Source organism: Ktedonobacter robiniae (assembly GCF_016587375.1).
Classification (GTDB): domain Bacteria; phylum Chloroflexota; class Ktedonobacteria; order Ktedonobacterales; family Ktedonobacteraceae; genus Ktedonobacter; species Ktedonobacter robiniae.
In genome coordinates, this window is sequence record NZ_BNJG01000003.1 from 1,148,690 (window position 1) to 1,172,218 (window position 23,529).

The window sequence follows — 23,529 nt, forward strand, 5'->3', positions numbered from 1 at the left end:
GCATCAATGCCTGAAGAGGCATACAATAGCCTCTCATCGCTCGGCAACCTCTCCAACGTTTCTGCCTTACAACCTGAACACGCCTTCCATATTGTTGTCTGAGCTCCTGAAAATGATTCTCTATCACATTCTTCACAACTCTATGACGCAGGCGGAGCGCAACACTAAGGTCGCCCGAATATACTGGAAGCCAATGATTTCCTACACGAGCCATGTTACTGTAGAGCCTCCGAAAATGTGTGCTTAATTCATCATATGAAAGTCGTTCGTTCATCTCTTCCCTTCACTATCATTGAGAGACAATTGTAACGGGCATGCATGAACCTCCTTGTGTGGTTCATGCTCTATTGCACTCTTCTTTTTGTGCTTGTACAAAACGGTTATCTTTTATCTTCTCAACAAATCCACTTTAACTACTGAAATAAATATAAAATTTTAAATATATCAATAAATTGAAAACACATCATAAATATATTAAAATTAAGAAAAGCAGTATATCGAGAAAAAGATTAAGTAGAGGGGAAATAAAGAGATGGAATGTTACATCCATACTATCTCACGCATCTTTAATAACGGCGGTAATACTCACTACGTTCTCCCCCATTTTCAACGGGAGTACATTTGGGAAAAGGAACAATGGAAAGAACTTCTTCGAGATCTCTTCTATGTTCATCAGGAATATGAGGCAGGAAAACAAAAAATTGTTCATTTTCTTGGCTTGATGGTTATTGTCCCGGATGGAATGATTAGCGGCACTATCCCCAAATCTCGCGTTGTTGACGGTCAGCAAAGGTTGATTACAATCTCCCTGATTCTATGTGTGTTAAGAGATTTATGTAAAAAGAAGAAAAAACTGAAATCATATGCGCTACGGATTGAAACCATGCTGATCAATCAGTACGAAACTGGCTACTCACGCTTCAAAGTTTTGCCAAGCTCACGTCGTGAGGATTGCTCTGTCTATACGACGATTGTTGATAACCACTCTTTGGGAAAACGTCCATCTCGTATTCTCGATGCCTATCGATACTTGTACCGCGAGATCAGCCGTCGTATTTCTGCCAACGGCATCCTTCCAGAAAAGTTATACGAGGTTTTAGTGAACTGTTTCCAAGTAGCATTAGTCATTCTCAATCAAGATAATGACATTGAAAGCCCTTATAAAATCTTTGAGAGCCTTGATGGGAAAGGCAAGATTCTTTCTCAGGCAGATTTAGTACGTAACTATATTGCCATGACCCTACCCCTCGATTTGCAAAAGCAGGTCTTTGAGGATGACTGGATAAAGATAGATGAAATGCTTCAAGAACAACGCGAACATGGAAAGCCTGGACAATTGACTGTGTTTCTCCGGCACTATCTGGCGATGCGTCGTAACATCCTCCATCCAGAAGAGCGCGTTTATATTCGCTTTCGCGACTATATCGAACAATATTATCAAGAAAGCGAAGCATTTCGGCAAGAAATTTCAAATCTGCGTCTCTTTGCTGAGTATTACCACAAACTCCTTCTTCCCAATAAAGAGGTGCATGAAGGTATTCAGAAAACGCTCATTCGTCTTATGCCTTTAGATCTCTCTATTTCTTATCCGTTTCTTCTAGCAAACTACCATGCCTGTACGAATGGCCACATCACAACACGCGAATTCATTCATGTCCTTGAAATAATAGAAAATTTGCTGGTACGTCGCTACCTCTGTGGCCTCAGCCCAAGTATTCTAGGGAAATGGTTTGCAGGGCTCTGGAGAGAAATTGAGCAAGAACAAAACGGAAATAATCTTGTTGAAACATGTCAAAAGCATATTGCTTCAACAAAATACTATCCAACCGATCGACAAATTCGTCAAGCTATCCAGGAAGTAAGACTTTATGGAGGAAAACTGCCACAAAATCGCGCCAAAATTACATTTGTGCTGAGATCAATTGAAGAATCATTGTGGCAACATACTGACATTGTCGCTCAACTTAAAGGAAACTCAACTATTGAACATGTGATGCCCCAAGTCCTCACTCAGGCATGGAAAGAGGAGCTGGGCGATAATTGGGAGCAGGTACATAAAGATTTCTTGCATACGCTAGGAAATTTGACCCTGGTGACACAAGCAAAGAACGGGCAATTAGGAAACTCTTCATTCAAAGAGAAAAAACAGCTTTTATTAAGTCAAGGTTTACGACTCAACGCGTATTTTGATCATCATCTTCCGTGTTGGGATGAAAATGCTATCTCCACACGAGCACAATGGCTGACACAGCACATACTAACAATCTGGCCGACATTAGTATGACGCTATCAACAAATAGCTCAAACGTATGAAACGGCATTATATATCCCCGCTTGCTCCTGAAGGAGGGAGGATGTAGAGGGTACTACATGAAGTAGAGGGGCTTATATGCGCCTCTATAACGACCTCGACGGGTATCCTCATCGCGTTTATATTCTAATGGTTCGCAAATCCCTAGATTTCGTAATTGATCACGAATACGCATGACATCTTGTGTGTCATGCGTATTCGTATGAATACACACAAATCACAAATGCTGCTTCTCGCTTACTGTGACAAGAAGCGGCAGTCGAAACCTTGGCGACGTCTCCCAAATACTCTTGTAAAAGAGCTGTCCGTACTCGAGACCACACCTCGTCAACGTTGTCCTGAGAACAGAAAATGAGCCACTTCCCACCTGTATAGGTTGCCTGAGGGTAGCTCTGCGTGCACCGCCACGCATACAACCATTTCTGTCGGTATTCCTGAGAGGGAGGATTTGCCTGATCGTTGTCATCCATATTCACACCTATCAGTGCCAACCTGAAGCTCCAGACGTTTGCACATGCGTTGGAGCAACAATGACCTTCCCTCCCCCAGTAGCGCATTCCATCAATCCATTGTGGAGACACGAAGAGGCTCACACTCTTTTTCCCAAGGACGTTAAAGCAATTACTACAACGAGGAGGGTACGGAAGGTGTTTATATTCCTCCGGTGCGTTCAATGGGTAGCGCTCAATAGGGATATCCTCAGAACCTGCTTGTGGCTCCTTTCTCCATTGTGACATGTCAAACATATCGTGCTTCCTTTGTTGCAGTCCTTTTACAAAATAGTTCGAAACTCGGATATATAAACATTGTTTCTTGTTCGTCAATCAGGCCAAATCGCTGATGATGCTTGAATACAGCATTCACTCATTCTGAAGGGATCAATGCGGATGAAGGAGCGATCCTTATACTCTTGAATGATCAGCCCTCACTTCAATTCTTCTCGCCCCTTGGGGTTATTACCAACTTCAGCCTCTGGTTTTACTCAACACTGACATGTTGCTCGATAATTGTTGCGCTAAAACATTCGCGAATACTCTGCGAAATCTCATTAAATTCTACCTTTTCGTAGGTACAAATCCTTTGCCATTCTGATCCATAAGGTTCTAGAAGTTGTTCAATGGCATCACGTAGACAATATCGAGGTAGTTCCCCTTCATCACATGGATAGCCAAGAATTTCTTTGCTCACCCCCTCAATTTGGTAAAAATCTAATGCATTCACAGCGGCATCCGCTAATAATAAATCAGCTTTCTCCGGAGAGGATATAATCAGTTGATGGAGCAATGCCAGGTCGAGTTGCTTCACCTCATCATCATTTCCTGACTCGTGGATGCTTTTGTCGTCTATGGTTGCCTCCAGAGTAAATGTAATTTGAATACGTTTTTTATAGAGCCCTGTCATTTTTCTCCGCTCTCTCGCAAGGCATTTATCGTCCACGTTACAATGAATCTCATAGTTACTAGTAGAGGAAAATTTCGTTAGAATTCCTTGCGATTAAATCCCATATCGCGTCGCCTTGAAGGCGGTGGGGCAAAACGCTCAGCATCGCCCGCGATTTCGCGGCCTCGTAAAATAGCATTGTGTGCCTGCAAAAGATCACTCCCTAGAATATTGTCTCGCCCGTCATTAAGCGCAAGTAACACCGCTCGAGAACAAACCTCTTGAAGGTGACTACCAGTTTGCTTAAGCAATTTGGAGGCAACAGGGGCATGCTCCTGCTCGCAATAATCCTTGTCCAAAAATCGTCGGAGAAAACGAAGAACGAGATCTTCTTGCTCCACCGGACCAATTTCAATAATCGCGTCCACACGGCCAGCTCGATCTTTGATACGAGGATCAATGCGATTTGGCGCATTGGTTGAAGCCAAAATCATGGTTCCTGCGGGATTATCTGGTGTGTTCACGCCGTCCAGCACATTCAGCAACTCATGCATATTTTCTACGTCGCAGATGCTTTCAAAATCGTCAACCACAAGAAGTGTCGGGAGTTGACTCTCGGCAGCTGTTTCTAGTGCCTGGGTAAACAAATCCCAAGAAGCACGGAAGCGCTGTCTTTTGACAAGCATGTAAAGAACTGAGCCTCCCTGTTGTGCATGATCCGTAGCTACAGCTTTCAAAAGAGTTGTCTTGCCAGTTCCAGGAGGGCCTGCCAGAAGCACCAACCGCTTCCGAGGCAAATGACGCGATGCGTAGCGTTCTAATATCTCTGGCCGGAAGAATGATCGATGCATCTGTATCTCATTGAGAATAGATTCAGGGAGAATGACATCTTCGAACCTGGTGTGTTCAATGACTTTGACAATGTCATCACTCCCATCCTTACTATCGCTCATGACATCAATGATTCCCCGACGATTTTTATGGCGCCTTTCATCAGAAAGCGTCTTAAGGGCCTGTAAAAACGCCAGCCATTCATCTTGCCGTCCGTAGGGAATAGCAACAAGTGAGATAGCATCTCCGCCTTGATCTGGAGGCAGCATGACCGCAAATGCCGTCCAACCTCCAAGAAATGTATACCGATACCATCCTGCCACCGGACCAATAACAGTGTTACGATCATCAATACTCGCAATATCGTATGCATTTGCTTGAAGAAGTGGACCAGATAATGGAGCCTCAGCGATACCATAGGCATCAGGAGGAGGTGCGAAACGCTCCCATATAGAGAGAAGGCAGTACTCGTCCTTTGCAGCCCTCTCAACCACCATATTTAGAAAAAAAGCCTGATGATGCCTCAGAGAACCATATTTTGCTCCAAAGAAGAGCAATAATTCTTCTTCAGGAAATTCCCTTTTCCACAGCCGTTGTAGCACAGTGGCTACGATTTCTTCGGGTAGAGTAGCCTCTATCGGGCGAGCAGGGCTCGCTTCAGTTTCAAGCATATGGTCAGTTCCCATTTTCGTGTTAGGCATCCTTTCGCAGCCCTTTGTGATAACTAAAGCTATTCGTAGCTTCTGAGACACCTCTTCGCCAAAGAAAAAACCGCCTGGCTCCCTGCAACGAATGAACAGGAATATGCGGCAAGTCCAATTGATCAGATTTATTTCCCCTAAGCTCCAGTCCCTGTTATCTCTTATGCATGAATAATAGACATACTTGTAACTCGTTTAGAGCTCTATTATAACCATATTAGAACATTTTGTCTACTCATACCTGCGCTAATACTAATTGATGACATATGCAACGGAATAAACTCGGCACTGGTGTTAGGAGTAACAATGATCGCCCCTTAAGCGTTGCCAAAACCATCTAGACCAGATAGTTTAAACACCAACCATTATTGTTATAAAAACAGTTGGATCGAGGCTATTGAGGATTAATATCCAGCAAGCCACCTCCACCACTTAATCTCGCTAGAAACGTACTGTCGCCCGAAGCTAGTCTTGCTCCATTTGTCATTGTCTATCAGGAAAAACGTTTTATGATTGCATTGCGAAGGCCGCTTGATCCCAAAGTGATACTTGAGGTGATAAAACGGAATCGTTATTGATATGTATTGCGGAAAGCAGTAAAAGACCAAAGAGGAACAGAGGGCAACCTAGAGGTAGGAAGGAAGAGCCCTGACGATGGTATACTTTGTCCAGAACATAAGACGAGGCTCCTAGCATAACAATCGGAATGCATGCCAGGGGCCTTAATTGGTAGCATCAGTTGAGCCAGAAGAGGGATTCTCCTGCAAGGTTTCGAACCACTGCCCTGGGTCGGCGATCAGGCACTCTCTCGCAAGGTTTTGAGCGGTTTCTGTGCGCAGTCCCGCATAACACATATCTGCCCAGGATTGGGCTTTTACATATCCCTGCATCGCATACTCACGACATTGCAGTAAACATTCTAATAGGTCAGCATCTTTGGCCAATTGTGCTTCACGTGATACACGACTATTGAACTCTTCGGACAGCGCAACCACTTTTTGCGCTATAACCTGAGGGAGTTGAGCTGTTTGTTCAAGGATTGCCTTTCGCTCCCCCTCTTTTGCGCCTGCAATATAGCGCTGATTGAGCCAACTCAAGTCACCTGTTCTGGTCTCTGATGTATCATGGAACAAGCAAAGTACTGCTACTCGCTCTGCGTTAACTCCCTCTTCGAGAGATGCAAGTATATATCCGATAACTGCCGCCCTGTGACTATGTTCCGCAACCGATTCGGGGTCTTTGACCATCATGCGCCACCATCCCGTGCGCTTTTGATGTTTAAGGAGCCCAACCTCATAGAGGTAGTTTATGATTCCGTTCAGTTTCAAAATGTCCTCCTTGCTTGATGCAGTCATACGTCAAATAAGAGCTAACCTTCCGAACTCCTCCTGAGTATCAGGATTAAAAACATCTAGATGTAATGCTTAGAGCTGGTTTGAAAAGGTCACCCTTTAGCCAAACGTCGGATCATCAAGCGAGCCAAGGCAATAAAATCATCGTTTCGCTGCTCTCTGTCAGGGTCTCGTAATCCTTACTCAAACGACGACATTGGGTCATCCAAGCAAACGTTCGTTCGATAACCCAGTCACACTGCCGTCTGTCAACCCAGCCGTGGGGCAAAAGGGCCGATCACTTCGGATGTTTGTCCACTTGCGATCAAATGAGCGATGCATTCCCCGGTGAGTGCGCTCATCGTCACGCCAAAGCCACCATGTCCCGTGGCGAGGGTTACATTCTCCCACGCTGGTATCCGGCCCAAAATAGGGCGCGAATCTGGCGTTTTCGGGCGCAGGCCAGCCCAGGTGCGCTCGATGGTGCAGTGTGCCAGAGCGGGGATGAGGCGCGTGGCCACATCGAGCAGATGCAACACCCCTCCGACCGACACCGACGTGTCGTATCCGACCTCTGCCTTGGTGGCCCCTATGACGACTGTCCCATTGGGTTTCGGGGAAATATACACATCGATGTCGTAGACCCCCTCGTCAAATATCATCCGCTTGAGAAGTGGCGGTGAAGGCTGGCGCAGCGAGACCAGTTCTCCACGCACGGGTCGCACCGGTATTGGCATGCGAAGCCAGGAAGAAAACTGTGAGGACCAGGCTCCTGCCGCAATCACAAGATGACCGCAAGTAAAGAGCTCACCCCTCCTCGTCTGGACTCCAGTAACCCGATTCCCGTCTTTGCTTATCTGAATGCTCACGACCTCGGTATGGTCGTGGAGAAAGGCTCCTTGTGCCTGCGCTGCCCGCGCGACTGCACTCATCAGGAGAACCGGGGTGACCTGGGCCTCGTCGGCAATATAGACCGCGCCTTGTACTCCTGGAAAGAGGTGTGGCTCGCAGTCCCTCGTCTCTTCGGGCGAAAGCGTCTCTATCTGAAAGCCCTTGCCGCACCATTCTCTTGCCCATTCCTTGGCTGAAACAATTTTTTCGGGCGGGAGAATGCGCAGCGTTCCAGTCCGCTCGTACTCGACAGAGATGCCGCTGACCTCTTCCAGTTCCGGAACAAATGAGGCGAGGCGCCGCATTCCGGCAATCTGGAGCAGTTTAAACGCATCTGCCTCACCGAGTGGCCTCATGGGAGCCAGCAATCCGGCAGCGGCGCTCGATGACTGGGCACCGATCTCCCCTTTTTCGAGTACGATCACCTCAATACCCAGTTTCCGGAGGAAATACGCGATAGAGCACCCAATCACACCACCACCTACAATAAGTACATCAGCAGACTGCTTCATCTGAGTTGCGCCTCCTCATTCTTTTTGTCTCTTCAGAAGCGTACCACGCGCGCTGGAAGGTTTTCAAGGACAAAGGAGAAAGGCGAGGCGCTATCATCTCCATAGGTCAAACAGAGCGGTGACCTGGAGGAGCCTCCAGAAGCTGAGCATGTCAATTGATCAGGCCGGTGAAAAAAGCATGAGAGACGAGTATTTTGGACAGGTGCCTTTCCCCGGAGCCTCATGCACCATGACAAAAACGTTCACGCATGGCTATTTGGAGAGCATTATCCAGCATACTCAGGATCTTCACTATTCCTCTCTTTCACGAACCAGGCCAGAGAAATAACGAGGGGCGATTCAGTCGAAAAGGCCACAGTTCTGTTGCAAGAACACCGCTCGTCACACTTTCTGCAAGCAACTGTCCCAAACGCAAGCCAAAAGGCATGCCATGGCCGGAGAATCCTCCGACAAAGATCACGCCTGGGAGTCCTGGAGCCCTATCCACAACCGGATGAGCATCGCTGACACAACCCATCAGGCCCGCCCAGCGGGCAGCAACGCTGAGTTGGGATGAAAGTCTGGGAAATAGACGCGGTACAATCTGCTCCAGTGCCTCCTGAACAACTGCGAGCGGTCGTGATTCCCAGACGCCTACCCCCGCATCTGGAGCAAGGACACCACAACCACCAACCAATAGCGAGCCATCTGGAGCCTGCTGGAGATACTCCCCATCCACCACATCTACCCCAATCCCAACCGTAAAAAGCGGCGGAAGTGGTGCATAGGCCAGCATTTGTTCGAGGACCGGCACCAGGATCGGAGCCAATTCAGGGAGCAGCTTGCCGGTCCAGGCATTGACAGCCAGCACAACTTGGTGAGCCTTGAGAGTGCCCTGGTCTGTCTGGACAAAAAGCCCCTCCTTTTCACTCCCCACCTGAAGCACTTCCACCCGATACAAAGCAGCTCCATACCGCATGGCAGCCTGCGCGAGTCCCTGGACCAGGAGGGCTGAATGGACCAACCCTTGCTCGGGACGAAAACGCGCGCCGACGATCTCTTCTCCCAGGGGCGTTTGGATCAGTTCTTGCGTTTGCCCCCGGTCCAACCAGAGCGCGTCATAGCCATCGGCCACAAGCTCGGCAATCTCCCGGCGAAACTGTCTCGCTTGTTCCTCCGAAAGCGCAAGGCGTAAAGAGCCTGGCTCCCGATACGCACAGGCAATTGCTTCCGTCGAAAGCACCTGCCGGAGCAATGTCCGATTCTCAGTGGTAATCCTCATCACCTGTCGGACAATCTCCTCGCCCAGGCGTTCTTTGGCATCCACATACGAACCAGCTGGCCCAATACGGACAAAACCTCCATTACGTCCGCTCGCGCCAGATGCCAACCCTTCACGCTCCAATAAAACAACGCGCAAGCCTGCGCGTGCCAGCCAATAGCAGGTTGCCGTTCCAAGAAGACCTCCGCCAATGACGGCAACCTCGACGGCAGAAGGGAGAGGAGAGGCAAGCGCAAACGCTGGGGCAGTGCGCTGCCAGTAGGAAGGAGGTACGTCATTCATGAAAGCAATCCTTTCTCGTTTTGGCAAGCGAAAGCATGGTCCCAGCGAAAGTATACCATAGAGAACGTTTCTCTTGCTCTCCATAACGCTTCACTTTTGTTTTGTTTTTCTTCCCTCACATGCTTCTTTTCACTTTCCAAGACCCCAACAAGGATGAGAAGAGTTTTTTTCTATACACACCCTTGATCTTCAAAGCAGGATACTCCTCGCACTTGAAAAAGGTTGATCTCGCTGACTAATTTGTGGTTTATCAACGGTATCTTACATTGCCAAGACTCGCTAAATGATCCGACACTTGGCTAATCAGTGGAGCCGGGAGTACTGGCATAGGGGAAACCATTGGGCGCGTCATTGGTCACAACGCTAAAGAAAACCAGTGGCGTCCAGTCAGGAGCAGTGGGAATAAGAATACTAAAAAGTATACTTTTAAACGTTGCATATTTATCAGACACATATTTGTAATAGTATCCTTGATTAACAAAACATGGAATTTACGTTATAGATGTAACACTTCAAGAGGTTCAGGATATATTAGGATAGACACTCCACCAGTGGGGTATTGATCTCTTTCTGTAATAAAGAAGGGCATGCAATGTTTGGTCTTATTCCACTTCACATGATTGAAGAGACCTTCTCTCAAAATCCCAAAAGAGGAAGCAAATCAATTTCTCAGGATAAGGCTCAACCTCTGGGGATGCGAAAAGGCCACAAATGGGGATGGAAGCAGTATCTACCTACTCACCACTGACTGTCAATTTGACAGTAATGTGCTTAGTCAGGGGTAGACACAGTTCAACACATTTAGGCAACGTTGCAGCTTCTGCAAGCGGAAAAGCCCTGCTCAACTCTTGGTCAAGCAGGGCCTAAAATGGCTTGTATGCTACTTTATGTAACATAGGTGCTATTCCTCTCTTTGCTTTTTTATTGATTATACGATACTTCTCAGCGCCTGTGGCGCTTCGCGAGTTGGTAGAGTATCGTGGCCGTCGCTGACGCGACGGCCACGATACTCTACCAACTCAGTTTGCTTTGCGTGTAGATATATCACCAGTTCGGTTCGCTTTGCGTGTAGATATATCACCAGTTCGGTTCGCTTTGCGTGTAGATATACCACCAGTTCAGCTCGCCTTGTTTACAAAGACAAATATGTGAGTTATTTCACACTTTATACAGCAAACACCTTTTTTCCTTGATTGACCCCAATAGCTCTGTTATAATTAGGGCGCTTCAATACATTGCTTTCAATATAGTATCTACAAGCAAAAACATTAGGAATGTAAGGTGGTATTATTGCTATGTTTTGTCCCCAATGTGGCAAAGGAACGCTACCAGATGGATTATTCTGCAATTATTGTGGAACGCGATTACCCACACCAGGGAGTACCTCGAAAGAGGATGTAGAGGATGATAAGACTGTACGCGTCAATACCCAACCTGGTGCCAGCGAAGCTGAAAACAAGGTTTCCAGCCAATCAGCACAGGCAACCACCATCCAGGCTCAGTCTCCTGTTGAGGATGCGCCTGCAATCAACGCAACTGGGCCGATCAGTACACCTTCTCCACAGGTTACGCCTGCCTCATCCCAGCCTTTGACAAGCGGCACCTATCCCTTCCATCCATCCGTGCCAACAATGCCGGGCGGGTTTTCGGGTGCCTATCCTCCTGTACCCCAGGCTCAACCTGCGTTCCCTCCACAGGCGACTTCGGGCGCCCACTATGCTCAGTCCTCCTATTCAGCCCAGCCTGGAGCGCCAGCTCAGCCCCGACAGCCCATGATTATCGTGCTGCCAGAGCGACCTAACTGGGCACAAAAGTTTAATATTCGTCTCTTCCAGCCCTACCTAGCGAGCAACGCCATTTTCGGTATCATCCTGGGCGCGCTAGTCTCGACTCTGCTTGGCATGCTCTGTTTTTTTTGCATTATCAGCCTGTTAAGCAATGCTGTACCGGAAAACATTTCCCGGCAGTACTATAATGCGTCTGGCAACACTCAAAAATCAAATGGTGGAGAGTTTACTGCTGGCAATCTGCTCCAGTTTCTACCACTACAGAGTCCTTTCCGCGATACCGCTGAATTATTCTTGATCTCCCAAAACGCGCAGACGACTCTGCAAGATACCTTTCCTGGGGGTTCGAACGGGACGGTTACGACCTACACTGAGACGATGACCTCGCCCTTCCATGGCCTCCTGCTACTCCAGGCTCTACTACTGGTATTGGGGGGTATATCGCGGCCAGCACAGACTTCCGCAATAGACGTGGCGCTTCCCTGGTACGAGGCATGGCCATTGCTATTCCTTATACCGTCCTGCTCTTCCTGCTCGCAACCCAGGTCAACGGAAACATTCCATTGGCGACCAGTACTTCTGCGACACAACAGAGTACTTCCACGTTCTCCGTCGATAGTACGACTCTGCTCCTATATGGTCTACTGTGGGGCGCAGTCTTTGGCTTTGTAGGCGCTACAATCAAGCTGGGGCAGGGACAGATGCGCCATCACCTGCATAGCTATCTGTATACTCAGAAACATCCCCAGCTAACTGGTATCATCACCGGCGGCCTGAGCGCGCTCCTGCTAGGGCTCTCCCTGGCTTTGATCTTTGGCTATAGCTTGTATTCACAGATCAATCATTATGCCCTCAATAGCTCCATCCCCGACGTAATTCTGAATCCAAACACACCTACAGATCCAAATACTGGGCCACTCCAGGCCGTGGCAATTTTTGTGCAGGGACTGGCAAGAGCCGTTGGCCTTCTCGCCTATGCCTGTGGTATTCCTCTTGTTGTTCAGCACGCTAAGGGACAAGATAGCTACTTTAATGCAGAGCCAGGTTCCTACCAGGTATGGAAACAGCTTGGCATGGGAGTTCTGGCACATCCGTGGGTCTTCGTGCTGCTGCTGGTACCTATCGTGGCACTCTTCCTGGGCGGGCGAGTAAGTGTGGCTATCTCACGCGTGCGTGGTGTCGGACCCGGCGCTATCCAGGGCGCACTTATTGCGCTCCCCTTTACCGCCTTGCTGCTGCTCTTTACTGCGATTAATACCAATAGCATAACCCAGTTCTCTACAGCCAATATAGCCAGTACGGGCACCATCTCTATTGGGACACAAGCAGGAGATGTGTTGCTCTGGGGCCTGGTAAGCGGGGTACTCTTGGGAACACTCGGTGGAGCCTACCAGAATAGCAGCTTACGCTCGGTCATAAGTAGGGTGCTTGGCCTCCTGGTTAAACCGGTCACGCTCCTCTTTACCCCACTCTATATCTTCTTCGATCTGCTCCTGGGGCGTCCTCGACAGATGAAGCGGAGTAGCGCCTATGTACTGCTCTATACAGCACTGATTGTGGCAATTGTGCTGGGTATTCTCTCTCTCTTCGTTGGATTGATGCTGGTCCAACAGGCCCAGGTGCTTACCCGCGAGCAGAGCGAGAATTTCCGCAATGCTATGGCGCTCTTGTTGATCGCTCTGCCTGGTATCTTGCTTGTTAGTTCGGCAGCAACGGCCCTGGCTCACGACCCGCTATTGCCCTACTTTGCATCACTTCAGGGGCAAACTGGAGCGCAACCTCAACCTCCGACGTCGCCGCCAGCTGAAGCATCACAGCCGCTTACAGAATCAAATATTCAGGGAGGGAACGCATAATGCAGCCCGGTACCACCATCCCTACATTTACACCCACAAATTCAAGCTTTTATCCACTGCCAGCGGGATTGAGCACACGACGACGCATTGCGCTGGTACTCACCATCCTGGTGATCATTGTGATCCTGGCTGCCGGCTTGATCTGGCTCTCCTGGTCAGGCCAGCAAGGATTGGAACTGGGATATCCCCAGCCAGTCGTGCACATCAATCAATTGACGGCACAAACCTACCATACGCAAGACGAAATCCAATTTAGTGCCCAGAGTACCGGACGCGATTTGAAATACACCTGGGCCTTCGACGATACGCCCTCTGCGAACACCAGCGATACCTCAAACACCAGTAGCAGTGGAACAAATGTCGTAAATAAAGAGGGCCAGCACGTCAACTTTGTCTTTACAAGCGTAGGCTCACACAACGTCACAGTGACCGTGACCGATCCGCTAGGACATACGAGCCAGGATAAAATGTCTGTCACTACCTATCCACCCAAACCGGTCGTTACCTTTACGACAGATAACACCTTTTACACGTATGTTTACTTCCGCGTTGATACCTCAAATATTGATGAGAGTACATCAATTGCTAGTTGCACCTGGGACTTTGGCGATGGCACCGTCGAGGACGATACTAGCTCTTATAACTGTACTTCAAATTCACACAGTTATAGCAAAGGCGGAACCTATACAGTAAAACTCGTGGTCACCGATACTTTCGGCCAGAAAAGCGACCCGGCCACGCAGACTATCCAGGTTCAGGATTCTTAACGCCCTTTTACACAAACCTGATAATGAAGCATCCAAGAAAGAGGTGTATGCATGGGAAATTGGGCAATGCCCAATTTCCCATGCATACACCTCTTTCTCCCTGCACGCCGTAGGCGCGAAAAATTAGATATCCACGCTTGCTTTATCCATTCACACATACTAAAATAGATTTATACACCTCTTCTATGGTCTTCCTGCTCAGTTGCCACACAAGGAGGCGCGGATATGCCCTGGACAGTCAATCGCTACTTCACCCTGGCTATCGCGATTATATTCCTCATCGTAGGCACCACTGGTATTGCGTACTCCGCAGATATGCAAACAGGACACATGCTCATCTTCGATGTCGATGTTGTACACAATATGATGCACTTCCTGACCGGAGTGGTAGCTATGGTCGTGGCTATTATGGGTCCCATATGGTCTAGGACCTTTAACCGTACGATAGGCGTGATCTATCTCCTGGTAGGGCTTCTCGGCCTGGCCTATCCCGTTCTCTACTTCGATGGTCGCCTGCTGGGCATTATGCATGCCAATCTGGAGGATCATATCCTCCATCTCTTACTCGGCGTTATCGCCCTGGCCATTGGCTTTGCCACCGAACGCCTACCTGGCGTGGCATCATCCACAGTCTCAGAAGCCTCGGTACAGGACGCTAGCTGACGCCATATGCAATTTGCTGGCATGCCTTCTCGCGCCTGCGGCGCTCGTCTAAGGTAGAGGGTATGCTGCGGGTTGACAGCCGTAGGCTGTCAACCCGCAGCATACCCTCTACCTTAGACACATTGCTTGTAGCGCTCGCTCATCAAGTGTAGGACCTCCATGCCTGGTAGCTCCCAGAGCGCTTGATTGAAGATCTCCACTTCAATGGGACCGCTATAGCCTGCGGTCTCCACCAGGCGCCGCAGGCGGCGCAGGTCGATGACGCCATCGCCCATCATGCCCCGACCATTCAACATATCGGGCGTGGGTACAAGCCAATCACAGACATGGAAGCCCAGGATATGCCCGCCCGCTGCGGCAACCTGTTCTTCCAGTTCGGGGTCCCACCATACATGATAGGCATCAATGATGACGCCGATGCCTGGATGAGCCAGGCGCTGCACAAGCCGATTTGCCTCGCCCAGGCTGACGATCACTGAGCGGTCGCCCACGTACATGGGATGTAGTGGCTCAATACCTAGCTTTACGCCGTGCTCTTGTGCATATGGCAGTAAGATGCTTATCGACTCTTCGACATAGGCACGCGCCGCGGGCAGATCCCGATCCGCGGCGGGGCCGCATACCAACACCAGCGTCTCTGTCCCCAGGGTTGCCGCCTCTTCTATGGCGCGCCGATTATCGTCGAGGCGCTCCTGGCGCTCCCGCGCGCTCGCGGCACAAAACCAGCCCCCACGGCAGAGACTGGATACCTTGAGACCCGCATCACGTACAAGGCGCGCGCTCTCCTGTAGCCCCGTCTCAGCCACCTTGTCGCGCCAGAGACCAATCGAGGGGATACCAGCGCAGACGCAGCCCTCAACGGCCTCGCGTACGCTCCAGGGCTTAGTGGTCATCTGATTCAGGCTCAAGCGCGAGAGATCCGAGAGATCTGAGGGATCTGAGAGATTTGTAAATATGTCGTCGTGCATGCTTCTTCCTCTCTAGGCCATGCCAGCCACAGCCAGCACACGCCGCATGCGTTCACAGGCCATAGCAGGATCTATAAGTAGGCCTGCCTTATCCGCCAGGATAAACAGGTCGGCCAGATGCACAAGCGAGCGCGCGCTCTCCAGGCCTACAACCAGGCGAAAATGCTCCTGGTGCCCATTCAGGTACGCCATAAAAACGACGCCGGTTTTGTAGTAGTAGGTAGGAGCCTGGAAGATATGACGCGAGAGTGGCACCGTGGGTGCCAGGATGGCTTCATAGCGCTCCCATTCCTGGGCGTCTAATGCTTGAAAAGCGGCGGCGGCAGCGGGCGCAATGGCATCAAAGATCCCCAGCAGAGCGTGACTATAGCCCTGTTCATCTCCACGAATGAGGCGGGCAAAGTTGAAGTCGTCGCCGGTATACATGCGCACTCCCTCTGGCAGGCGACGCCGCATCTCGACTTCGCGTTCAGCATTTAAGAGAGAGATCTTGATGCCATCAATCTTGCTAGCGTGGCGCTGAATGAGGTTGAGGCAGACTTCCATAGCCGCGCCATGCTCAGCATACCCCCAGTAGGAGGCAAGAGCGGGATCAAACATCTCGCCAAGCCAGTGCAGAATAACGGGTTGGCTTACCTGCGAGAGAATGGTGTCGTAGACGTAGACGTAATCCTCTGGCGCACGCGCACAGGCGGCAAGGGCGCGACTCGCCATCAAGATGATGCGCCCACCCTGCCCTTCGATAAAGGCGCACTGCTCCTGATAGGCCTCTATGACATCGGCGAGGGTCAGGCCTGGCCTGGACAGTAGGTGATCTGTACCTGCGCCACAGGCGATCTCGCCTCCACAGGACCGTGCCTCAGTCAGCGAACGGCGTATCAATTCCTGGGATACCGTCCAATCCAGGCCCATGCCGCGCTGCGCCGTATCCATGGCTTCCGCGACTGAGAAGCCCAGGCCCCAGAGATAGCGGCGATAGGCCAGGGTCGCATCCCAATCCAATGTCGCCCCCGCGCCAGGAGTATTATCGGCGAAGGGGTCGGCAACCACGTGCACAGCGGCGTAGGCCTTGCGCTGGCGTGCTGGCGCGCTTGTCAGGGAATATGGTGAGACCTCTGAAAGGGTGTATGTTTCCAGCGTATGGTTAACGCGTGGCAGATGTATCTGATAGGTCATGTGTGCTTCCCTCCTCACCTAACTCAGTTCAGCAGTCAGGTCGGGAACGTCTACCCAGCGTCTCTCCTGCCAGGAGCGTAGCCCCAATTCGGCTACCTGCACGCCTCGAGCACCTGCCAGCAAATCCCATGGGAAGGGGGTATCACAGGCGACATGCTTGAGAAACATCTCCCACTGGACCTTGAAGGCATTCTCAAATATGGCATTATCTGGCACGTCCTGCCAGTTGGCATAGAAATCAATGGGGTTTGGAATGTCGGGGTTCCAGACCGCCTTTGGCGTGTTCACGCGGCTCTGCACCTTGCACTCACGCAAGCCAGCTACCGCGCTGCCATGGGTGCCATCAACCTGGATCGAAAGCAGTTCATCGCGATACACACGGACGCACCAGGATGAGTTAAAGTGAGCTATAATACCGCCCGCTAGCTCAAATGTGGCATAAGCGGCATCGTCAGCGGTGCTGGCATAGGGCTGGCCCTGCTCATCGACGCGCTCAGGAATATGTGTAGCTCCCAGGCAAGAGAGGGCCTGAACCTCACCAAAGAGGTTCGCCAGGACATAGCGCCAGTGACAGAGCATGTCTACAATGATGCCACCTCCATCCTCCTGGCGATAGTTCCAGGATGGTCGCTGCCCGGGCTGCCAATCGCCCTCAAAGACCCAGTAGCCAAACTCGCCGCGCACCGAGAGGATACGCCCAAAGAAACCACTATCGATCACACGTTTGAGCTTTAAGAGGCCCGGCAAAAAGAGCTTATCCTGCACCACGCCATGTTTGATCCCCGCCTGGCGCGCCTGGACTGCCAGCGCGAGGGCTTCGCGCGTATCGGTCGCGGTCGGTTTCTCGCAGTAGATATGTTTCCCGGCGCGAATGGCGGCACTGACGCTCTCATAACGCTGCTTCGTCGTCTGGGCATCAAAGTAAATCTCGTCTTCCTGGTTGCGCAAACAGCTCTCCAGATCGGTGCTCCAGCGCGTGATACCATACGCTCGCGCCAGGGCCTCTATCTTTTGGGCATTGCGCCCAACCAGAATAGGATCGGGCATTAATACATCGCCATCAGGCAGCTTAACGCCCCCCTGCTCACGAATGGCGATAATCGAGCGGATCAAGTGCTGATTCATGCCCATGCGCCCGGTAACGCCATTCATAATGATGCCAATTCTACGCGTTGCCATTGTCCATTCCTTTCGCGGCTATGCCACACTATCTCGTCATCGAGAAAACGTTATCCTCTCGCACTCATATTCAGAATAAAATAGAAGGGCTTTATAAGCTCCTATCCCCAAGATATGACTACTTTCAAATTCACTTTACAGTAAACGTTTACTACCACTAACTATAAACAACCTGGAGTATTTTTGTCAATATCTTGACAAAAGTGGGGGACTCAGGAATACTTGCATAGTAATCCATTACTAATACAGCTTGCGTATGTGCGCAATGGGAGAGTAGAGAGTTAGAGCGATGGGGAAACAGTTAGTCTCAATTGTGGATGTGGCCAGGCGCGCCGGGGTCTCGGTGGCCAGCGCCAGTCGTGTTTTAAGTAACGCCTCCTATCCTGTCAGCGAGGAGACACGCAGCAAGGTGCTACAGGCCGCCCAGGAGTTACATTATGCACCCAACTCTCTGGCACGTAGCCTGCGCGCTCAGCGCAGCAACCTGATCGCGGTCCTCGTGGGCGATAACGCCGATCCCTATTTCGCTGAGATCACACGCGGCGTCGAAGAGGTGGCGAACGATTGCGGCTATCTCACTATCGTCTGCAATACTGAGCGCAAGGGTGAGCGCGAGCTACACTATCTCCAAATGCTCCAGGACTACCGCGCCGATGGTGTCGTCTTCGCGGGAAGCGGCCTCAATGAACCTGGCCATACCGAGCGCCTCAATACCATAGTGCAAACTATGCGTGAGCGCGGGGCGGCAATAGTAACCCTGGCTCAACATACACTTCAGGTACCCGCTATTCAGGTTGATAACGCTAGCGGAGCGCGCGCCATGACACGCTATCTATTGGAGCTGGGACACCGGCGAATCGCGTTTATAGGCGGCCCCTCCAACCTGATCGCGGCCAATATGCGTCTACAAGGCTACATGGCCGCGCTCATTGAAGCAGGCCTGGATGTTGATCACACGCTTATCCTGGCGGGAAGCTTTGACCGCGAGGGAGGCGAGCAGGCGGTGCGCAACCTGGAACAGTTGCCTGAGCCTCAGCGTCCCAGCGCGATTTTCGCCGCCAACGACGAGACAGCCTTTGGCGTTCTTCGAGGACTTAACAGCCTCGGCTGGCGCGTGCCAGAAGACATCTCCGTCTGTGGTTTTGGCGACCTCCCTATGGCCCAGGTGGTTGTTCCCTCCCTCACGACGGTCCATATTGGCCTGCGCGATTTAGGCCGAAGCGGCATGCGCAAACTCCTGGCCCAGCTTCAACACGATGATACCGCAGACACCGAACTGCTACCCGTACAGGTCGTCCCCCGCGCTACAACCCAGACCTATTCACCACCCATCACAGGCTAACTGTGCACCTGCGGTGCTCAGAAGGTACATATGTGGTATGGAGGGCGTGCGAATGCACGCCCTCCATACCACATATGTACTTATAGGCGAGCTTGTGAGCCGAGAAGGTACAGCTCTTGCATCTGCTCACCCCTGAACATATACTTGTTCTTATGAACTAACAAAATATTCTTCAGTTTGAATAACGGGCTTCAAAAGGAGCGAGCACTAGCTATGCAACGAACGCTCATTACGCTCACTATCAATGGCGAAGAGAGAGAAGTCGCGGTCCTGCCTCATCATACCCTTATGGAAGTGTTGCGCGAGGATCTTGGGCTGACTGGCACTAAGCACGGCTGTGAACTGGGCGAGTGTGGGGCCTGCACCATCCTACTGGATGGCGAACCTGCCCTCTCCTGCCTGGTGCTACCTCTGGCAGTGCAGGACCGTGCTATTACAACTATAGAGGGTCTGGAACGCTCTGGTAGAATTCACCCCCTACAGGAGGCCTTTGCGGAACTGGGCGCGGCCCAGTGTGGCTATTGCACTCCCGGAATGCTCCTGGCGGGCGCGGCCCTGCTGGCAAAAAACCCTCGACCTACCCCCACAAAGATGAAGGAGGCCCTGGCAGGTAATCTCTGCCGTTGTACTGGCTATACCAAGATCTATGAGGCTCTGGAAAAGGTGGCTGAACGAGGGGAGGTAGAAAAGCACGAGACTGCCACGCCAGCTTCATCGTCGAACGGGATAGGAGGCAAACGACAATGAAAGAACAGCAATTGGACAACAGGCAGCCTCACCCCTATAGTATAATCGGTACGTCCAGACCTAAAGTCGATGCCTACCCAAAAGTTACTGGCCGCGCCCTGTATGCAGACGATATCTCGCTGCCACGCATGCTCTATGGCGCCTTGCTGCGCTCCCCTCATCCCCACGCCAATATTCTCGCCATTAATACACACCGCGCCCTCGATCTTCCAGGCGTGATTGCTATCCTCACAGGCTCAGACCTTCCACGCAAGTTCGGTATCCTCCCCTCCAGCCAAGACGAGTACGCCCTGGCGCGCGGTAAAGTACGCTATGTCGGCGATCCCGTGGCCGCCGTGGCTGCGCTCGATCCCGAGACCCTTGAGCAGGCCCTGAAGCTGATCGAGGTTGAGTACGAGGTCCTGCCCGCCTTGATGAACATCGACGAAGCCCTGGCTCAACCCGATGTCAAGGTCAATGAGGAGGCACGCATCGGCAATATCCACAAGGCCGTCGCCTACGAATTTGGAGATGTGGAGGCAGGCTTCGCTGAGGCCGACTACATGCGCGAGGACTGGTTCTACTACGAGGGCAATACACACGCGCCAATCGAGGAGCACGCCTGCGTGGCGAACTGGGAACCTAATCCCAGCGACCCCATAGGCGGCAAGCTGACCCTCTGGAGCTCAACGCAAACGCCTCACTATGTGCATCGCGAGTTGAGCAAGGTCCTGGGCCTGCCTCAATCGCATGTGCGTGTGATCGTCCCCAATGTGGGTGGCGGCTTTGGTGGCAAGTCTGATCCTTTTTCACACGAGATCTGTGCCGCCGAACTCTCACGACGCACTGGACGACCCGTAAAGATTACTTGCACACGTGAGGAGGTCTTCCTGCTGCACCGGGGACGCCATCCCGTTAAGATGTGGATTAAGACGGGCGTAAAGCAGGATGGTACGCTAACAGCTATGCACTTCCGCTCCTTCCTGGATGGAGGGGCTTATGGCTCCTATGGCATCGCGACTACCTATTATACTGGTGTGCTCCAGACTGTCACCTACAAGTTGCCATGCTATAAATTCGAGGGCATGCGTATCTTTACCAATAAGCCTCCCTGTGGTCCCAAGCGCGGACATGGCACGACCCAGCCGCGCTACGCCCTGGAGATACACCTGGACAAGCTGGCGTGTGACCTCAACATAGATCCTCTCTCTTTGCGCAAACACAATCTGATCCAGCCCTACACCCGTACCATCAATGGGCTACGTGTAACCAGTTGCGCCCTGGACAAGTGCCTGGACGCTGTCACCGAGCGCTCCCACTGGTATGAGAGGCGCCAGAATACTCCAAATCAACCGTCTGTGGTGAGTCCATTTCGCCGGGGCCTGGGCATCGCCGCCGCCTCCTACATATGTGGAGCAGGTAAACCTATTTACTGGAACGATATGCCGCACTCCGCAGTGCAGATTCGCCTGGACCGTGGCGGCGGCGTGACCATCTACTGCGGCTCAACGGATATCGGGCAGGGCTCGACATCGATTCTGGCCTATATCGTCGCCGAGGAACTAGGCATCACACCAGAGCATATCCACGTAGAGACCGCTGACACCACACTTACTCCCGTTGATTTGGGTTCCTACTCCAGTCGTGTGACCTTCATGGCAGGCAACGCCGCCATCAGCGCCGCTCGTAAGCTCAAACAGCAGCTTTTTGAGGTCGCCGCCACACGCCTGGCTGTTCCAGTTGAACGCCTGCTCGCAGCAGAAAACACTCTCTACGACGAGGCTGATCCTGGTCGCTCACTACCCTTCACTTTGGCAGTCCAACTTGCCGAGACGAAGTTTGGCGCGCTGGTCGCGGCTGGAACATACGCACCCCCGAGGGCATTCACGGCAATTATAAGGGCGCGGGCGTCGGCCCATCACCAGCCTACTCCTACTCGGCTTGTGCAGCCCAGGTGGCGGTCGACATAGAGACTGGCGAGCTGACCGTTGAGAAGCTCTGGCTGGCCCATGATGTTGGGCAGGCTATCAATCCCCTGCTTGTGGCGGGTCAGGTCGAGGGCGGGGCATATATGGGCTATGGCGAGGCCGTGATGGAACAGCAAATCTTCCGCAAGGGTCGCCATAAGATCCCTTCACTGCTCGACTATAAGCTTCCTACAACCCTGGATACGCCCGAGATCGAGACGATTCTTATCGAAGAGGCCGACCCGGAGGGGCCCTTCGGAGCCAAGGAGGCGGGGCAGGGGCCGCTCAATCCCGTGATTCCAGCCATAGCCAACGCCGTTTACGACGCCATAGGCGTCCGCATTGATGAGACGCCCATCACTCCCGATAAGATCCTCCAGGCCCTCAAGGCCCTCTCTGGTCAACGCGTCCAGGCACGCAGGATACAACCTGTTACCGCCCCCAGTCCCTGGCCCACTCGCCTCATTCAATGGCAACCCGACGAGCAGGCAAAAGTTATTGAGCCTGCATCACGTTATGGCTATAAGAGCAATCAGCGCGCTACGTTGATGAAAGGAAGAGATATCTGATGCTTCGCCTTCCCCCATTTCGTTACCTGGCACCCTCCACACTTGCTGAGGCCGCGCATATGCTCAGTGAGGAGGGCGAGCAGGCCATGCTGGTCGCGGGCGGTACCGACCTCTTCCCAAATATGAAACGCCGCCAGTTTACCCCGCAAGTCCTCATTGGCATCGGCAATCTTCCTGAGCTAAGCCATATCACAGGCTCGCCCGAGGGTGGGATGCACATTGGCGCGGGCGTGACACTCGCCAGGCTCTCCGAGCGGTCCGACATCCAGAGTGCTTACTCTTCCCTGGCCAGCGCGGCTAGCTCGGTCTCGACGCCTCAATTACGCGCTATGGGTACGCTTGGCGGCAATATCCTGCTTGATACACGCTGCAACTACTACAATCAGAGCGAGTTCTGGCGTCACTCCATTGGCTATTGCATGAAGAAAGATGGTGAGATCTGTCTGGTCGCGCCGGGCAGTCCACGCTGCTGGGCCATCTCCTCCGCCGATACCGCACCTGTACTGCTCAGCCTGAAGGCCCAGGCGCGACTCGTTAGCGCACGTGGAGAGCGCATGTTACCAATCCAGGAACTTTATTGCGACGATGGCATGCATCCCTATACCCACGAGCCTGATGAGATATTGCGCGAGATCTATCTTCCACCTGCTGAGGGCTGGAAGAGTACCTACCTCAAGCTACGGCGTCGTGGTTCGTTCGATTTTCCCCTACTGGGTGTAGCCATCGCTCTGCGTCAAGAGCACGATGGCACCATACAAGAGGCGCGCATAGTACTTGGTGCAGTCGCCTCGTATCCGATTGTAGCAGAGAAAGCCGCAGCGCTCCTACATGGTCAGCGCCTCAGCGTCAATCTCATTGAACATGTCGCCCAAGAGGCCACCAGGCTCGCCAAGCCACTCGATAATGCCGATCTTACCATCAACTACCGCAAACAGGTCACGCCCGTCTACATCCGGCGCGCCCTCAGCCAGTTTCTCACTGAATAACGATCAATACGTAGAGTAGAAATTATCCGCATGAACACATATG

The 23,529-nt window shown here is 51.8% G+C and carries 19 protein-coding genes and 1 pseudogene; 9 read left to right on the forward strand and 11 right to left on the reverse strand.

Features of this window, described 5'->3' with window-relative positions; genetic code table 11:
- Nucleotides 1-532 precede the first annotated feature (532 nt).
- The gene (locus JMJ04_RS37580) at nucleotides 533-2,284 is read left to right on the forward strand and encodes a DUF262 domain-containing protein (RefSeq protein ID WP_201375483.1); all 1,752 of its coding nucleotides are present in this window, start codon (nucleotides 533-535) and stop codon (nucleotides 2,282-2,284) included.
- Between the two features lie 215 nt (nucleotides 2,285-2,499).
- On the opposite strand, the gene JMJ04_RS49205 is transcribed toward JMJ04_RS37580, so the two are convergent.
- The 8 genes and pseudogenes from JMJ04_RS49205 to JMJ04_RS37620 all read right to left on the reverse strand — a co-directional run bounded on the left by JMJ04_RS49205 (nucleotide 2,500) and on the right by JMJ04_RS37620 (nucleotide 9,952).
- A complete protein-coding gene (locus tag JMJ04_RS49205) occupies nucleotides 2,500-3,057 on the reverse strand; it encodes a putative phosphothreonine lyase domain-containing protein (RefSeq protein WP_420799567.1) in 558 nt (185 codons plus the stop codon).
- A gap of 232 nt (nucleotides 3,058-3,289) precedes the next feature.
- Nucleotides 3,290-3,712, reverse strand: coding sequence for a hypothetical protein (locus JMJ04_RS37590; protein ID WP_201375485.1), 423 nt, complete (start codon nucleotides 3,710-3,712; stop codon nucleotides 3,290-3,292).
- Nucleotides 3,713-3,789: 77 nt separating this feature from the next.
- Nucleotides 3,790-5,193 carry an ATP-binding protein gene (locus JMJ04_RS37595; RefSeq protein WP_201375486.1) on the reverse strand — a complete coding sequence of 468 codons (1,404 nt, stop codon included), beginning with the start codon at nucleotides 5,191-5,193 and terminating at the stop codon, nucleotides 3,790-3,792.
- Between the two features lie 752 nt (nucleotides 5,194-5,945).
- Complete coding sequence (locus JMJ04_RS37600; protein WP_201375487.1) at nucleotides 5,946-6,551, reverse strand: HD domain-containing protein; 606 nt, start codon at nucleotides 6,549-6,551, stop codon at nucleotides 5,946-5,948.
- A 116-nt stretch (nucleotides 6,552-6,667) separates the two neighbouring features.
- Nucleotides 6,668-6,807, reverse strand: a pseudogene (locus JMJ04_RS37605) (transposase); the annotation flags it as partial.
- A gap of 16 nt (nucleotides 6,808-6,823) precedes the next feature.
- The gene (gene thiO, locus JMJ04_RS37610) at nucleotides 6,824-7,957 is read right to left on the reverse strand and encodes a glycine oxidase ThiO (protein ID WP_201375488.1); all 1,134 of its coding nucleotides are present in this window, start codon (nucleotides 7,955-7,957) and stop codon (nucleotides 6,824-6,826) included.
- 304 nt (nucleotides 7,958-8,261) lie between these two features.
- Entirely contained in the window at nucleotides 8,262-9,500 is a 1,239-nt protein-coding gene (locus JMJ04_RS37615; RefSeq protein WP_201375489.1) for an NAD(P)/FAD-dependent oxidoreductase, read from the reverse strand.
- 299 nt (nucleotides 9,501-9,799) lie between these two features.
- On the reverse strand, nucleotides 9,800-9,952 hold the full coding sequence (locus JMJ04_RS37620; RefSeq protein ID WP_201375490.1) for a hypothetical protein: 153 nt from the start codon (nucleotides 9,950-9,952) through the stop codon (nucleotides 9,800-9,802).
- A gap of 1,829 nt (nucleotides 9,953-11,781) precedes the next feature.
- Between JMJ04_RS37620 and JMJ04_RS37625 the strand changes: the two genes are divergently transcribed.
- From JMJ04_RS37625 to JMJ04_RS37635, 3 genes are all read left to right on the forward strand, one after another.
- Nucleotides 11,782-13,143: a hypothetical protein gene (locus JMJ04_RS37625; RefSeq protein WP_201375491.1), complete on the forward strand. Its 1,362-nt coding sequence runs from the start codon at nucleotides 11,782-11,784 to the stop codon at nucleotides 13,141-13,143.
- Nucleotides 13,143-13,910, forward strand: coding sequence for a PKD domain-containing protein (locus tag JMJ04_RS37630; protein WP_201375492.1), 768 nt, complete (start codon nucleotides 13,143-13,145; stop codon nucleotides 13,908-13,910). The genes JMJ04_RS37625 and JMJ04_RS37630 overlap by 1 nt, the downstream gene beginning before the upstream one ends.
- Nucleotides 13,911-14,135: 225 nt before the next feature.
- Entirely contained in the window at nucleotides 14,136-14,573 is a 438-nt protein-coding gene (locus tag JMJ04_RS37635; RefSeq protein ID WP_201375493.1) for a DUF4383 domain-containing protein, read from the forward strand.
- 113 nt (nucleotides 14,574-14,686) lie between these two features.
- On the opposite strand, the gene JMJ04_RS37640 is transcribed toward JMJ04_RS37635, so the two are convergent.
- From JMJ04_RS37640 to JMJ04_RS37650, 3 genes are read right to left on the reverse strand one after another with little or no spacing between them, the layout of a single operon-like run.
- Nucleotides 14,687-15,541 carry a sugar phosphate isomerase/epimerase family protein gene (locus JMJ04_RS37640; protein WP_201375494.1) on the reverse strand — a complete coding sequence of 285 codons (855 nt, stop codon included), beginning with the start codon at nucleotides 15,539-15,541 and terminating at the stop codon, nucleotides 14,687-14,689.
- Nucleotides 15,542-15,553: 12 nt separating this feature from the next.
- Entirely contained in the window at nucleotides 15,554-16,717 is a 1,164-nt protein-coding gene (locus JMJ04_RS37645; RefSeq protein WP_201375495.1) for a dihydrodipicolinate synthase family protein, read from the reverse strand.
- A gap of 18 nt (nucleotides 16,718-16,735) precedes the next feature.
- Nucleotides 16,736-17,896, reverse strand: a complete 1,161-nt coding sequence (locus tag JMJ04_RS37650) for a Gfo/Idh/MocA family protein (RefSeq protein ID WP_201375496.1) — start codon at nucleotides 17,894-17,896, stop codon at nucleotides 16,736-16,738.
- Between the two features lie 289 nt (nucleotides 17,897-18,185).
- On the opposite strand from JMJ04_RS37650, the gene JMJ04_RS37655 reads away from it, so the two are divergent.
- The 5 genes from JMJ04_RS37655 to JMJ04_RS37675 all read left to right on the forward strand — a co-directional run bounded on the left by JMJ04_RS37655 (nucleotide 18,186) and on the right by JMJ04_RS37675 (nucleotide 23,486).
- A complete protein-coding gene (locus JMJ04_RS37655; RefSeq protein ID WP_201375497.1) occupies nucleotides 18,186-19,238 on the forward strand; it encodes a LacI family DNA-binding transcriptional regulator in 1,053 nt (350 codons plus the stop codon).
- 213 nt (nucleotides 19,239-19,451) lie between these two features.
- Nucleotides 19,452-19,985 carry a (2Fe-2S)-binding protein gene (locus JMJ04_RS37660; RefSeq protein WP_201375498.1) on the forward strand — a complete coding sequence of 178 codons (534 nt, stop codon included), beginning with the start codon at nucleotides 19,452-19,454 and terminating at the stop codon, nucleotides 19,983-19,985.
- Entirely contained in the window at nucleotides 19,982-21,934 is a 1,953-nt protein-coding gene (locus JMJ04_RS37665; RefSeq protein ID WP_201375499.1) for a xanthine dehydrogenase family protein molybdopterin-binding subunit, read from the forward strand. Before JMJ04_RS37660 ends, JMJ04_RS37665 begins: the two co-directional genes overlap by 4 nt.
- Nucleotides 21,919-22,500: a molybdopterin cofactor-binding domain-containing protein gene (locus JMJ04_RS48260; RefSeq protein ID WP_268887419.1), complete on the forward strand. Its 582-nt coding sequence runs from the start codon at nucleotides 21,919-21,921 to the stop codon at nucleotides 22,498-22,500. The genes JMJ04_RS37665 and JMJ04_RS48260 overlap by 16 nt, the downstream gene beginning before the upstream one ends.
- Nucleotides 22,500-23,486 carry an FAD binding domain-containing protein gene (locus tag JMJ04_RS37675; RefSeq protein WP_201375500.1) on the forward strand — a complete coding sequence of 329 codons (987 nt, stop codon included), beginning with the start codon at nucleotides 22,500-22,502 and terminating at the stop codon, nucleotides 23,484-23,486. The genes JMJ04_RS48260 and JMJ04_RS37675 overlap by 1 nt, the downstream gene beginning before the upstream one ends.
- The last annotated feature ends 43 nt before the right edge of the window (nucleotides 23,487-23,529 follow it).

Bases quoted from the DNA above. Each gene is read 5' to 3' on its own strand.
- JMJ04_RS37580 (WP_201375483.1), top strand. From the start codon at position 533: ATGGAATGTTACATCCATACTATCTCACGCATCTTTAATAACGGCGGT.
- JMJ04_RS49205 (WP_420799567.1), bottom strand. From the start codon at position 3,057: ATGTTTGACATGTCACAATGGAGAAAGGAGCCACAAGCAGGTTCTGAG.
- JMJ04_RS37590 (WP_201375485.1), bottom strand. From the start codon at position 3,712: ATGACAGGGCTCTATAAAAAACGTATTCAAATTACATTTACTCTGGAG.
- JMJ04_RS37595 (WP_201375486.1), bottom strand. From the start codon at position 5,193: ATGCTTGAAACTGAAGCGAGCCCTGCTCGCCCGATAGAGGCTACTCTA.
- thiO (WP_201375488.1), bottom strand. From the start codon at position 7,957: ATGAAGCAGTCTGCTGATGTACTTATTGTAGGTGGTGGTGTGATTGGG.
- JMJ04_RS37615 (WP_201375489.1), bottom strand. From the start codon at position 9,500: ATGAATGACGTACCTCCTTCCTACTGGCAGCGCACTGCCCCAGCGTTT.
- JMJ04_RS37625 (WP_201375491.1), top strand. From the start codon at position 11,782: ATGGCCATTGCTATTCCTTATACCGTCCTGCTCTTCCTGCTCGCAACC.
- JMJ04_RS37630 (WP_201375492.1), top strand. From the start codon at position 13,143: ATGCAGCCCGGTACCACCATCCCTACATTTACACCCACAAATTCAAGC.
- JMJ04_RS37635 (WP_201375493.1), top strand. From the start codon at position 14,136: ATGCCCTGGACAGTCAATCGCTACTTCACCCTGGCTATCGCGATTATA.
- JMJ04_RS37640 (WP_201375494.1), bottom strand. From the start codon at position 15,541: ATGCACGACGACATATTTACAAATCTCTCAGATCCCTCAGATCTCTCG.
- JMJ04_RS37645 (WP_201375495.1), bottom strand. From the start codon at position 16,717: ATGACCTATCAGATACATCTGCCACGCGTTAACCATACGCTGGAAACA.
- JMJ04_RS37650 (WP_201375496.1), bottom strand. From the start codon at position 17,896: ATGGCAACGCGTAGAATTGGCATCATTATGAATGGCGTTACCGGGCGC.
- JMJ04_RS37655 (WP_201375497.1), top strand. From the start codon at position 18,186: ATGGGGAAACAGTTAGTCTCAATTGTGGATGTGGCCAGGCGCGCCGGG.
- JMJ04_RS37660 (WP_201375498.1), top strand. From the start codon at position 19,452: ATGCAACGAACGCTCATTACGCTCACTATCAATGGCGAAGAGAGAGAA.
- JMJ04_RS37665 (WP_201375499.1), top strand. From the start codon at position 19,982: ATGAAAGAACAGCAATTGGACAACAGGCAGCCTCACCCCTATAGTATA.
- JMJ04_RS37675 (WP_201375500.1), top strand. From the start codon at position 22,500: ATGCTTCGCCTTCCCCCATTTCGTTACCTGGCACCCTCCACACTTGCT.